Annotated in this window: 11 protein-coding genes; 7 read left to right on the top strand and 4 right to left on the bottom strand. The window is 41.9% G+C overall.

The genetic code is table 11. The annotated features are described in order from the left end of the window. The first annotated feature begins 88 nt into the window (after nt 1-88). Nucleotides 89-1456, top strand: a complete 1368-nt coding sequence (locus AC2TDL_RS15895; RefSeq protein ID WP_484697047.1) for a DRTGG domain-containing protein — start codon at nt 89-91, stop codon at nt 1454-1456. Between the two features lies 1 nt (nt 1457). Here the strand turns inward: AC2TDL_RS15895 and AC2TDL_RS15900 are convergent, their stop codons facing one another. Further along, on the bottom strand, nt 1458-1736 hold the full coding sequence (locus AC2TDL_RS15900; RefSeq protein ID WP_484697048.1) for a YtpI family protein: 279 nt from the start codon (nt 1734-1736) through the stop codon (nt 1458-1460). A gap of 108 nt (nt 1737-1844) precedes the next feature. Here AC2TDL_RS15900 and AC2TDL_RS15905 point away from each other — a divergent pair, with 108 nt between their 5' ends. Continuing rightward, nucleotides 1845-2606 (top strand): SDR family NAD(P)-dependent oxidoreductase, encoded by a 762-nt coding sequence (locus AC2TDL_RS15905; protein ID WP_484697049.1) that lies wholly within the window; start codon nt 1845-1847, stop codon nt 2604-2606. Between the two features lie 286 nt (nt 2607-2892). Here AC2TDL_RS15905 and AC2TDL_RS15910 read toward each other — a convergent pair whose 3' ends face one another. After that, on the bottom strand, nt 2893-3405 hold the full coding sequence (locus AC2TDL_RS15910; RefSeq protein ID WP_484701228.1) for a sporulation membrane protein YtrI: 513 nt from the start codon (nt 3403-3405) through the stop codon (nt 2893-2895). Next, nucleotides 3405-3734 carry a YtrH family sporulation protein gene (locus tag AC2TDL_RS15915; RefSeq protein WP_484697050.1) on the bottom strand — a complete coding sequence of 110 codons (330 nt, stop codon included), beginning with the start codon at nt 3732-3734 and terminating at the stop codon, nt 3405-3407. Before AC2TDL_RS15915 ends, AC2TDL_RS15910 begins: the two co-directional genes overlap by 1 nt. A gap of 187 nt (nt 3735-3921) precedes the next feature. Between AC2TDL_RS15915 and AC2TDL_RS15920 the strand changes: the two genes are divergently transcribed. The 5 genes from AC2TDL_RS15920 to pyk all read left to right on the top strand — a co-directional run bounded on the left by AC2TDL_RS15920 (nt 3922) and on the right by pyk (nt 11634). After that, nucleotides 3922-7557: a DNA polymerase III subunit alpha gene (locus AC2TDL_RS15920; RefSeq protein WP_484697051.1), complete on the top strand. Its 3636-nt coding sequence runs from the start codon at nt 3922-3924 to the stop codon at nt 7555-7557. A 163-nt stretch (nt 7558-7720) separates the two neighbouring features. Next, nucleotides 7721-7909, top strand: a complete 189-nt coding sequence (locus AC2TDL_RS15925; RefSeq protein ID WP_484697052.1) for a glutamate decarboxylase — start codon at nt 7721-7723, stop codon at nt 7907-7909. A gap of 37 nt (nt 7910-7946) precedes the next feature. Further along, a complete protein-coding gene (gene accD, locus AC2TDL_RS15930) occupies nt 7947-8813 on the top strand; it encodes an acetyl-CoA carboxylase, carboxyltransferase subunit beta (protein WP_484697053.1) in 867 nt (288 codons plus the stop codon). Beyond that, complete coding sequence (locus AC2TDL_RS15935) at nt 8806-9786, top strand: acetyl-CoA carboxylase carboxyltransferase subunit alpha (protein ID WP_484697054.1); 981 nt, start codon at nt 8806-8808, stop codon at nt 9784-9786. Before accD ends, AC2TDL_RS15935 begins: the two co-directional genes overlap by 8 nt. 93 nt (nt 9787-9879) lie before the next feature. Continuing rightward, entirely contained in the window at nt 9880-11634 is a 1755-nt protein-coding gene (gene pyk / locus AC2TDL_RS15940) for a pyruvate kinase (protein ID WP_484697055.1), read from the top strand. Nucleotides 11635-11854: 220 nt separating this feature from the next. On the opposite strand, the gene AC2TDL_RS15945 is transcribed toward pyk, so the two are convergent. Beyond that, nucleotides 11855-13048, bottom strand: coding sequence for an IS256 family transposase (locus tag AC2TDL_RS15945; protein WP_484696305.1), 1194 nt, complete (start codon nt 13046-13048; stop codon nt 11855-11857). Nucleotides 13049-13193: the final 145 nt, after the last annotated feature.

Raw genomic sequence — 13193 nt, forward strand, 5'->3', positions numbered from 1 at the left:
ATTTGTTCTACTTATGCGGATGACGTACAATAGATTTTAGAGTTTTAGATTTATGCTGTTCTGTTTTTATAAAGAAAGGAAGATTGTTATGGAACGCTCTCACGATAACGAGCAAGCTTCGTCACTAGAGACAATGACAAAGCATGATATGATAATCAATTATATTCAAAACTTGCCGATTGGTACGCGAATTTCCGTGCGAGCGATTGCCAAAGAGCTTGAAGTTAGTGAAGGGACTGCATATAAAGCTTTTAAGGATGCCGAGGCAGCAGGACTTGTGCAAACGAAGGAACGAATTGGCACTGTTCGTATTGACCGTAAGCGAAGAGAGGCGATGGAGCAACTAACCTTTCGTGAAGTGGCGGAAATTGTTGATGGCAAGCTGCACGGAGGAGTTGAAGGGATCGAAAAGACGCTGCAAAAGTTTGTTATCGGGGCGATGGAGCTTGAAGCGATGCTTAGCTATATTGGACAATCCTCGTTATTAATTGTCGGTAATCGTAAAAATGTGCATCGCAGAGCACTAGAGCGAGGAGCGGGCATCCTTATAACTGGGGGATTTGAACCAGAGGAAGATGTTATCGAGCTTGCTAACCAAATGAAACTGCCAATTATGTCTACTCGACACGATACTTTTACGGTTGCCTCGATGATTAACCGTGCGATGTATGATCGACTTATTCGACGTAAAATCATTTTGCTAGAAGATATTGTTACCTTTACGAAGCCAGCCGACGTCATGTATGTTGGACAGACTGTTGCTCAATATTATGAGTTATTTCGTGAAACAGGCTCAGGGCGCTATCCAGTGCTAGATGAACGCGGACGTGTTGTCGGTATGATGACAGCAAAGGATGCGGCTGGCATGGACGGTGAAGTGCCGATAGAAAAAGTGATGAGTAAGCATCCGATTACTGCTGCTCCGAACATTACAGTTACTTCGGCAGTACATACAATGGCGCTGGAAGGTATTGATCTGTTGCCAATTGTAGATCGTCATCGCAAGCTGCTTGCTACGGTAACAAGACAAGAGGTGCTTGATGCGATGCGTTTTGCAGGTAAGCAACCTGAAAGTGGAGAAACGTTTGAAGAGTTGATTTGGACGGGATTTGTTTCACATTCGGAGCAAAATCAAGAGGATGTCAGCGTTATTTATTGTGGAAAGATTACTCCACAGATGTCAGGGCCTTTAGGAATGGCATCTGAGGGATTACTTAGCACATTGATGACGCAGGCGGCGCGAAATATGGTGCGAGAAATGAATAAGCGCGACTTTTTGTTGGATAATGTGAACACATATTTTCTTCACCCTATTCCAATCGAGCGGGAAATTAAAATCATTGTCAAACCACTGGAGCTAAGTCGTATGGTCACAAAAATTGAGGTTAATATTATGGACCATAACGAACTAGCCGCCAAAACGATTTTGGCGGCACAAATGATCGACCCGTATTAAGTTAAGCCTTGTTTTGCTGTTCTTTGTTGCGGTAGAAGCTAAGATTGCGTAAACCTGCAAACAGGTTAAACAAACCGAGCAGAAGAAATATAGCGCCTAATATAATTCTTAGTGTAGATTCGTTGGAATAGAGGAGCTGTATTGCAGAAATGAAAATTAGCATGGCGCCCATACTAATGTTCAACTTTCCAGTTAAAACGCCTTTAGTAATCGGCTCCTTTGCTTGTTTAGAACGAATACTGAAATAGATTGAGAAAATTAGACTAACAAAAATTAACATTGAAATAATGCTAGAAATCGTCGATTCCATCATTATGTATCCTTTCTATATCTGTTGTTAACGTAAATTATAGCATATTTTATTTTGATTGCTAGGAGGAGAAAAGGAATGAGTTTACAGCAACGTTTTGCAGAACAATCCCTGTTGATTACAGGAGCCGGAGCAGGAATAGGCAAGCAGCTAGCACTAAGCTATGCCGAGCAAGGTGGATTCATTATTGCTGTTGATCGATCTGAAGATAAACTTGCAGAGTTAGAGGCGCAGTTCAAAGCGCAAGGCTATGCAGGACTGACATATCGAGCTGATATTAGTGATCCTCAGCAAATTTCAGCGATGATGGAGGCTGTTAGTACACAGCATGGCAAGTTAGACATTTTAATAAATAACGCAGGACTAGGCATTTGGAAATCTCCTTTTGATTTGCAACTTGATGAATGGGATTATGTAATTAATACTAATTTGCGAGGAACATTTTTATGCTCCAGAGAAGCTGCTAAGCTAATGCGCGGTAATGAACGCGGAGGCAGTATTATCAACATTTCATCGACACGTGCGTTAATGTCAGAGCCAAATTCTGAGGCATATGCTGCATCAAAAGGCGGGATATTAGCGTTGACTCATGCTATGGCTGTATCGCTTGGCAAGGAACGGATAAGAGTTAATGCGATCTGTCCTGGCTGGATTGAAACAGGCGATTACAGTCAATTGCGTGAAATTGATCACGAGCAACATCCAGCCCTAAGGGTTGGCAATCCACAGGACATTGTCAAAGCATGTTTTTACTTAAGCGATCCTGAAAATGACTTTGTTACTGGCACGCATTTAGTTGTAGATGGCGGAATGACAAAACGAATGATCTACGAGGAATAAGCTTTATAGCTTTGAAGCTTGTTAAGCTATAAAAAATATACAGCGTAGGAAAGTAAGCACTGGAGAATGAAGCAGTGTTGAAAAACTACCAGTGGAGGAAAGCAAGCTCTGGAGAGCGCAGAGTGACGCCTTTAAACCTGATGCTAACAACCTATAATTTATTAAGAAGCATCAGGTTTAAAAAGCGTCCGTAAGAGCTTGCTATTCCGTAGCGCTGCAAAAGCGTCCGCAAGAGCATACAGTTCCGTAGCGCTGCAAAGCATCCGCAAAATATGCAATTCCGTTTCTACGATGGAGGCGGTGTATATTTACGTACCGTCATCCATACCTGCAAAGTGTTATCGACCAGCAGCACAGTTTTTAGCTCAATCGTATAGTCTTGATTAAATATATTGCGGTACACTTTTTTCTCTAATATTTTTCTAGCAAACTGAGCATTTGTGTCAATATCATAAATACTTTGACCAATTAAAATTGATAAATCCTCTCTTACTTGCTTTATTAACTCATTTTGCGTAAGTGAATCAAGCTTTGGTCTATTTTCCTCATTGCTCTCTTCTTCGATTCTTAACTTCAGGCTTTTAATCACCGTATGCTGACTTTTATATTGCGCGAGATTTTGGATGTCCTGCTCATATTGAACAAGCTTGCTTTGCAGTTCAAGTCGTTCGTGATAATATGCTTCAAACTGCACAAGATGCAAAGCGTTGAGCACAATCGCCCCTACAATCGCACCAATTAGAAATGCGCCGCTCATACTTAAATAATGGATAAACCGATCAAATTGCGGAAGGCGCATCACGTCACCGCTCCTTTGCAGATTAGCTTCACTAATTCAGTCGCGGTATGAGCGCCAAGAAAGGCGAAAATAATAAAACATACCTGTTGAATTGCTGGAGAAATTTGCCCAGCGCTTATATTGCTCTCTATTACACGTACAGGATCGATCGAGCCGCCAATAGCAGCTACAATTGCCCATATTTTTAAGCGTACTGCGGTATCTAATATTACAGTAGCTGGCGGTAGCAGCATAAATACAGCACCAACACCTGCTACTAATGAGCCTCCTAGCACAATGCCAAAGGCGATAAAAAAGTCTAATCCGGCCTTCGATAAAAACTCATTCATCTGAAGTACCCTCCATACAAAGAATCATTATGTTTCATTGTATGGGCGTGTCCATTAGGAATATGATAAAATAATATGAAACTTAACCATTTTAATTTGAAATTAATAGATATCGTTTCATAGCTTAACAGAGCTTGAATTTGCTAACGTCTAAGGCGGCGAAAACGCAGGGAGGGAGTGATAATGAATGAGTAATATTGCTGAGCAATTTGTCCATCTTCATGTCCATAGTGAATATAGCTTGTTAGATGGCGCAGCTCGTATACAGGAGCTTGTGCAAACGGCTGCGAGTAAGGGAATGAAGGCACTAGCTCTTACTGATCATGGCGTGATGTATGGAGCGATTGCCTTTTACAAAGCTTGCAAGGAGCATGGGATTAAGCCAATCATAGGCTGTGAAATTTACTATACGGCTGGGTCTCGCTTTGAAAAGGGGAGTCGTAAGGACAATCCGATTTATCATCTAATCTTACTTGCAATGAATGAGCAGGGCTACCGCAATTTGATGAAAATCGTGTCAATTGCTCAATTGGAAGGGAATCATTATCGCCCACGTGCTGATAAGGAAACGTTGGCTGCCTATAACGAAGGAATTATTTGCTTAAGTGCCTGCTTAGGCGGGGAAGTTAATCAAAAGCTGTTGCACGGTACTTGGGATGAAGCTGTGGCGGCAGCACTAAGCTACAAAGAAATTTTCGGTGATCGATTTTATTTGGAATTGCAGGATCATGGCTTGCTTGATCAGAAGCGTGCTGGTTCGATGATGATAGAACTGTCAGAGCAACTGCAAATCCCGCTTGTTGCCACTAATGACGTACACTACGTGGAAAAACAGGATGCGGAGATGCAAGAGGTGCTTATTTGTATTGGGACTGGCAAAACGTTAAATGATGACGATCGCTTAAAAATGGAAACTGATCAAATGTATTTAAAAAGCGGCGAGGAGATGCTAGAGCGCTTTGTTCATGTGCCGCAAGCTATTGCAAATACGGCACGTATCGCTGAGCGTTGTCAGCTTGAATTATCATTAGGAAGAGTGAAATTGCCTCAGTTTGCTCCGTTGCCGCATGCAGCCACTTCTGCTGGCTATCTTAAAGCACTGTGTGAGGAAGGGCTTATCCGTCGTTATGGAAATTCGGAGCGCTGGATAAATGAGGCAGAGTTTCGCGAGCATATACAGAAGCGGCTTTCTTATGAGCTTTCCGTTATCGAGCGGATGGGCTACAGCGATTATTTCTTAATTGTTTGGGATTTTATTCGTTTTGCCAAAGAGAGAAAAATTGCTGTAGGTCCTGGTCGCGGTTCTAGCGCAGGAAGTCTTGTTGCCTTTGTGCTAAATATTACTGACGTTGACCCGATTAAATACAATTTAATTTTTGAGCGTTTTCTTAACCCGGAGCGGGTTAGTATGCCTGATATAGATATTGATTTTGATGATGAACGTCGCGACGAAGTTATTCAATATGTCGCTGCTAAATATGGCGAGGATCATGTTGCGCAAATTATTACGTTTGGAACAATGGCTGCCAAAGCGGCGATCCGTGATGTCGGTCGCGTGTTGAATGTTTCATTTCAAGAGGTGGATCGAACGGCTAAGTTAATTCCTTCCGGTCCAGGAGTCACTTTAAAACATGCGCTTGCTATAAATGAGCAGTTGCAGGCTGTATATGCCCAAAGTTCAAATGTAAGGCAAATGCTTGAGATGGCATTAAAAGTTGAAGGAATGCCGCGACATGCTTCGACGCATGCTGCCGGCGTTGTTATCTCTTCACAGCCTTTAACGGAGTTTACCCCTTTACAGCATGGCAGCGAGGGAATGACATTAACGCAATACTCGATGGAACATTTAGAGTCAATCGGGTTGCTGAAAATGGATTTTCTTGGATTACGCACGTTATCGATTCTTGAGCGTGCCCATCGCTGGGTAGAGCAATTGGAAGGAACAGTTATCGATTTTACTACGATAGCTGATAATGATCCGCTGACCTATGAATTGCTAGGCAGGGGAGAAACAACAGGAGTGTTTCAGCTTGAATCAGCGGGGATGCGGCGAGTGCTGAAAGAGATGAAACCGAACGTATTTGAAGATATTGTATCTGTCCTTGCGTTATACCGTCCAGGTCCGATGGAATTTATACCGAAGTACATAGATGCAAAGCATGGGAAAATAAGTGTTGAATTTCCGCACGACGCACTTCGGCATATTTTGCAGGATACTTACGGTATTATAGTATATCAAGAGCAAATTATGCAGATTGCTTCCCATATGGCTGGCTTTACATTAGGTGAAGCAGATTTGCTTAGACGAGCTGTTTCTAAGAAAAAGCGAGAGGTGCTCGATGAGGAGCGCGCTCATTTTGTAAAGGGCAGCTTGCGTATGGGCTATGATGAAGCAAGTGCCAATACGGTGTACGATATGATCGTGCGCTTTGCAGATTATGGTTTTCCGCGAGCCCATGCCGTAGCGTATGCTGTGCTTGCATTTCGTACCGCTTGGTTTAAAGCGCATTATCCAGCCGTATTTATGGCATCAATGCTGGCTTCTGTAGCTGGAAACTTGCAAAAAACTGCACAGTATGTGGATGAATGTCGGCGAATGGGAATCAAAGTTTTGCCGCCTTCCATCAATGAAAGTGAAAGCAATTTTACACCTACAGCAGAAGGAGTGCGTTTTGGTCTTTCGGCGATTAAGAACGTAGGTACACAGGCGATCGAGTCTATTCTTGCTGCACGAAAACAAGGAAAGTTTAAAAGCATGATTGATTTTTGCAAACGAGTAGATTTAAGAGTAGTTAACAAACGTGTGCTAGAATCATTGATTTTAGCAGGAGCAATGGATGGACTAGATGGACATCGAGCACAATTAAATGCTGCATTAGATGATTTTCTTGATGCTGTTTCTAAGTGGAAAAAGGAGCGTGATGAGCTTCAGCTTGAATTATTTGGCTTTGAGGTCATCCAAAACTGGGATGTCGAGCTGCCGAATATTCGTGAGTTTACGAAGCAGGAGCAACTGGAACATGAATATGAGCTGCTAGGCATGTATTTATCAGGACATCCGCTTGATGAACTGCAGCAAGCGTTAGCAGATGCGAATCTTGATCAGTTTATTGATTTGTATGAACTTGAAGATGGTAGCTTTGCAGTTGTTCCCGCCCGCTTTGTTTCATTAAGACCACATACGAGTAAAAGCGGTAATAAAATGGCGTTTGCAGAAGTCGAAGATAAGCTTGTGCGGTTAGAAGCGGTCATTTTTCCTAAGGTGTGGAGCAATTATGGAAATCATCTAGGCAAGGACAAGCTAGCGTTGTTGCTTGTTGAGCTGCAAAAGGCAGAGGATGAAATTAAGCTTATTATTCAAGAAGTTGCACTTGCTCAAGAAGGAAAGTTTGAACAACTGCTGCCAGTTGCGCAACAGTTGATGAAAGCCGCCAAATGGCGTAATCAAGGGCTTCATCGTGCTGCTAGAAATACGGCGGTAACACAGCGCGTAAATAAGGCTGCACAATCTGTGACAATGCCGAAAAACACAACGTCAACAGCTTTAGAAGCAGATGGGTTCACTGCAAAAGAGCAGCAGGATTCAATGCTTGATCAGCGAAAAGTATTTATTAAATTAGCTAAGCCAATGCAAGAGCAGCATACATTAACGAGCTTACAGAAAATTTTATTATCACATAAAGGCAACCAGCAAACCTTATTGTTCTATGAAGGGACGAGGGAAGTTGTAGCTCTTAGTAAGCAATATTACGTCAGCTACAGTGAGCGTTTGGTTGCAGAAGTGGAACAATTACTTGGAAAAGGCACAATTGCAATCAAGTAAAGGGATGGAAGTGGAATTTGGATTAAAGGGAAAAAAGCGGCAATATCATTTGCCCGATTGTCTCTTATTATGTTATCATGAGTTCATCTATGACCGTTGACGGGTAGAGTAGCAATAACTAACTAGAGAGATGCTAAAGTGATGTAGTAGGAGGTAGTACCCCATGTGGACTGTATTCTATATAGCTCCATCAGAGCGTGCGGCAGAGAACATAAAGAATAAGCTAACCCAAGAAGGATTTCTTGTTAAAATCCGCCCTGTCAATTTGTCTAAACAGCAGTTTGAAATTCTGGTTCCATCTGGCGAATTAGAAGAGATTCGAGAGGTATTTGACACCATTATTCGCCTTTAAGTCAGAGGCTTGAATTGTGTCCAAAGAGGTGTAAAACGTGCAAATAAAAGATCTTTTTTCTAAGAAAAAATATGCCACGATTCCAACGGAGCGTCCAAAGCGTGAAGTTCCAGAAGGATTAATGAACAAATGCAGCAAATGCGGAAATATTCAATATAGTAAAGAACTAGAAAAGAACTTAAAGGTTTGCTCTTCGTGCGGCTATCATGGTCGTTTAAACGCGCGTGAGCGAATCGCTATGACTCTAGATGACGGCAGTTTTGTAGAATATGATAAAACGATGGAATCCGTCGATCCTTTGAATTTTCCTGGTTATAAAGCTAAGCTTGAGCAGCAAAAAGCGAAATCTAAGCTTTATGATTCAGTAGTTACAGGTGAAGGAACAATTGGTGGATTTCCTGTCATTATCGCAGTAATGAGCTTTGACTTCTTTACTGGAAGTTTAGGTTCTGTAGCCGGTGAAAAAATTACGCGTGCAATAGAAGCTGCGCATCAAAAAAAGTTGCCACTCATTATTTTCTCCACTTCAGGCGGTGCGAGAATGCAAGAAAGTATACTTAGCTTAATGCAGATGGCAAAAACAAGTGCAGCCTTAGCTAAGTTTCAAGGTGATGGCGGCCTATTTATTTCGGTATTTACAGATCCGACAACTGGCGGTGTTTCTGCAAGTTTTGCTAGCTTAGGAGATTATAATCTTGCTGAACCAGGCGCATTAATAGGCTTTGCCGGTCGTATCGTAATCGAACAAACGATTCGTCAAAAGCTTCCGGACAATTTCCAAACAGCAGAATTCAATTTACAGCACGGTCAGCTTGATAAAGTTGTCCATCGTAAGGACATGCGTACAATGCTTACGAAGCTGCTAGATATGCATGTCGTAAAGGAGGTTGCTTCGAATGAGTGAGCTACCATTTGAAAAACCGCTGAATGAGCTTCGTAACAAAATTAAAGAGCTTAAAAGCTTAAGTGATGGAAAAGGTCTTGACTTTTCAGAGGAGATTGCGAGACTTGAGGAACGCTGTAAAGAATTAGAGAATAGCATGTATCGCGATCTGACTGCTGCCCAAAAAATGCAGCTAGCTCGACACCATCAGCGTCCTACCTCGTTAGATTTTATTAATGAAATTTTTACTGATTTTATAGAATTGCACGGTGATCGCTTGTTTGCTGATGATTTGGCGATCGTCGGTGGACTTGCCAAATTCAACGGTATTCCTGTAACCGTAATCGGTCATCAGCGCGGGAAAGATATGCGCGATAATATCGCTCGTTTCTTCGGTAGTCCTCACCCGGAGGGCTTCCGTAAAGCGCTGCGTTTGATGCAACAGGCAAACAAATTTAAACGACCAATTATTACGTTTATTGATACGAAAGGCGCTTATCCTGGTAATACTGCGGAAGAGCGCGGACAGTCTGAAGCGATTGCGCGCAATTTGCGCGAAATGGCAGGCTTTGGTGTGCCAATTATTTGTGTTGTAATCGGCGAAGGAGGTAGCGGCGGTGCTCTTGCGTTGGGCGTCGGTAACCGCGTCTTAATGCTGGAAAATGCAATTTATTCCGTAATATCGCCAAATGGTGCAGCATCGATTCTTTGGAAGGATGCTTCGCGTGCAGATGAAGCTGCTGAAGCGATGAAAATTACAGCACAGGATTTGATGGAATTGGATATTATTGAGGAAATTATTCCCGAGCCGCAAGGTGGTGCTCACCGAAATCAAGCTGAACAAGCAGAATCTATTAAGCAAGCTATTGCAAGACATCTGGCTGAATTAATGAAAATGACGCCTGAGCAGCTAATTGAGGACCGCTATCAAAAATTTAGAAAAATTGGTCATTTTCGTATGGCAGAAGCAGAAGCTGGTCAAGCTATAGAATAACGTAGTTTTCTGTTGCATTGAATTGCTAAAAACGATAAAATTATAGATTGTGTTATAGTTATGAATTTCAGGCATTAAACGGAGGAACCTATCATGCGTAAAACTAAAATCGTTTGTACAATTGGACCATCTAGTGAATCGTTAGAGAATACGAAAAAGCTTATTAAAGCTGGAATGAACGTAGCTCGTTTGAATTTTTCTCACGGTGACTATGAGGAGCAAGGCAATCGAATTAAAAATATTAAAGCGGCGAATAAGGAGCTTGGCACATCAGTAGCAATTTTGCTTGATACAAAAGGTCCAGAAATTCGTCTTGGCAAGCTAAAGGAAGAACCAATTGAGCTTGTTCAAGGGGAAGCCATTACACTTACAACAGAAGATATTCTTGGTGATCGCAACCGAATTCCTGTAACGTACAGTAATCTTCCTAATGATTTATCAGTTGGTTCAACAGTACTAATCGATGATGGTTTAATAGGCTTGAAGGTTGAAAGCATCGAAGGTACAGAGATTCATTGTCGTATTATTAACAGTGGTCCGATTAAAGGTAAAAAAGGTGTAAACGTACCAGGCGTTAAAATTTCTTTGCCAGGTATTACTGAGAAAGACCGTAATGATATTATTTTTGGTATCGAACAAGGTATCGATTATATTGCTGCTTCATTTGTGCGTAAAGCAAGTGACGTTCTTGAGATTCGTGAGCTTCTTGAAAAGCACAACGCTACACATATTCAAATTATTTCTAAAATTGAAAACCAAGAAGGCGTAGATAACTTAGATGAAATTCTAGAAGTTTCTGACGGCTTAATGGTTGCACGTGGTGACCTTGGCGTAGAGATTCCTGCAGAAGAAGTGCCACTAGTGCAAAAATTAATGATTAAAAAATGTAACCTAGCTGGAAAACCAGTTATTACAGCTACACAAATGCTTGATTCCATGCAACGTAATCCACGTCCAACTCGTGCAGAAGCGAGCGACGTAGCCAATGCGATTTTTGATGGTACAGATGCAATTATGCTATCTGGTGAAACTGCTGCTGGTAAATATCCAGTTGAGTCAGTTGAAACAATGTCTCGTATCGCACAACGTGCAGAAGAAGCGCTTGAATATCGTGATATTTTCATTAAACAAGCTAGCGCTCAACAAAATTCTGTAACTGAAGCGATTAGCCAAGCGGTAGCTAATGCAGCGCTTGATTTGAATGCAAAGGCAATTGTAACATCTACTCATAGTGGATTTACGGCGCGTGTAGTTTCTAAATACCGTCCAAAAGCTCCAATTATCGCAGTTACTCCAGTAGATCAAGTAATGCGCAGCTTAGCACTTTGCTGGGGAGTATTCCCAGTGAAGGGACCTGAAGCGAAAACAACAGATGAAATGTTTGAAGTCGCAGTGCAAGAAGGTCTGAACACAGGCTGGCTATCTCTTGGTGATACAGTTGTCATTACAGCAGGTGTCCCTGTTGGACGAGCTGGTACAACAAACTTGATGAAAATTCATCATATTGGTGAGTTGCTGGCAACTGGTCAAGGTGTTGGTAGTCAAAACGTTACTGGTAAAATCGTAATTGCACGTACTGCTGAGGAAGCAAATGCAAAAGTAAAAGAAGGCGATATTCTTGTAACAGTGGCTACTGATAAAGAAATGATGCCTGCTTTTGAACTTGCGGCTGCCGTTATTACTGAACAAGGCGGTATTACTAGCCATGCTGCAGTGTGCGGTATTAACCTTGGTATTCCTGTTATTTTAGGCGTTGCAAATGCAACTGAAATTCTTAAAGATGGTATGGAAGTAACCATTTACGCTGAAACAGGTTATATTTACTCTGGACAATCTAAAGTACTATAATTAATACATTAACTATAGAGCTTCAAAGCATAAAGCGACGGTGCTAAATACCGTCGCTTTTTTAGTTCTCAGATTGTTGCAGTGACACATACATGCCATGGACCAACTAGACTCATAGAATCATAGAAGAAAGGAATCTTAATGATAAATCTATTAAGTGCTGGAAAAAAGAGTTAGTGTCAAATATAGTTCGCAAAAAGCATCAGTACCTCAAATGGGTTTATGCAGCAAGCAATCGTTTTTCTTGAATCTGTTGAATAATCTTAGGATGAATGTAGGAACGTCCACTGGACCATTCCTCACTGTACTCAATGAGATAGCTTGTTACTAAGCGAATGTAGGAATCCTGGTTGGGAAATACACCAACCACACGCGTACGTCTTCGTATCTCTTTGTTTAAGCGTTCAAGTAGGTTGGTAGAGGATATTTTACGACTGTCCATTTCTTCAAAGTGGAAGAATTGCAGGGTATCCTCAAGTCCTTCCTCTAACGTTTGAATCGCAGCAGGATACTGTTTTTCCTCCGTATCCATGAGATGCTCAGCGTAAGATAAAGCAGTTTGGTAATCAGGTTGTAACCAGATTTGTTTTAGTCTAGCAGCAAATCTCTCTTTGTCACGACTTGGAATATGCGCTAAGACATTGCGCATCATATGAACTTTACAACGTTGCCAAGAACAACCAAGGAATGACTCACGAATGGCTTTAGAGAGCCCCTTGTGAGCATCACTTACGACAAGCCAAACGTCTTGTAGCCCTCTAGCTTTTAGTCCTTCAAAGAGCGTTTTGTAGGTCGCTTCGGACTCTTCCAGCATCGGTTCAATCGCTAAGATCTCACGTTTACCTTCTAGATCCATGCCGATGACAACCTGCACAGCCATGTTTACGACACGATGCCCATCACGAATTTTCTCATACAAGGCATCGACCCACAGCACAGGATATGTGTCGGCTAATTGACGGTTGCGGAAGGCTTCTACTTGCTCGTTGAGCTCTTTGGTAATATGAGAGACTTGACTAGCTGAAATGGATTCAATGCCTAATGAGCTTGCAAGCTTCTTGATCTTGCGCGTGGATACGCCTTGAATATAGGCTTCCTGAATCACTTGAAGCAAGGCGGTTTCTGAACGTGATTTCTCTGTGACAAAGAACGGCACATAGCCTCCTTTCCGCAACTTCGGAACAAAGAGATACATCGTACCCATACGCGTGTCAAAACGACGCACACGGTAGCCTGATCGGTAAGCCTCTCTGCTATCTGTGCGCTCAGATTTTTGAGCTTGTACTTTCGCTGTAACTTCTGCTTCCATGAGTTGCTCACATAGCCATTGTAGCATCGATAACATCGGGTCCTGCTCCGACATAAATTGCAATAGCATTTGTTCTAAGTTTCCATTAAAATGAGGGTAGGTCATCGGTTATCTCTCCTTCTGGTTTGCTCGACACTTACCAATTCGGAGGTACCGATGACTTTTCCTTTTTTATATTTGCGAACTTAATTGTACGTTATCAAAAAAGAACAAAACTTTTGGTATAATCATAAAAGATTAGAATATTATG

It is taken from the genome of Paenibacillus sp. plas6 (assembly GCF_057221655.1).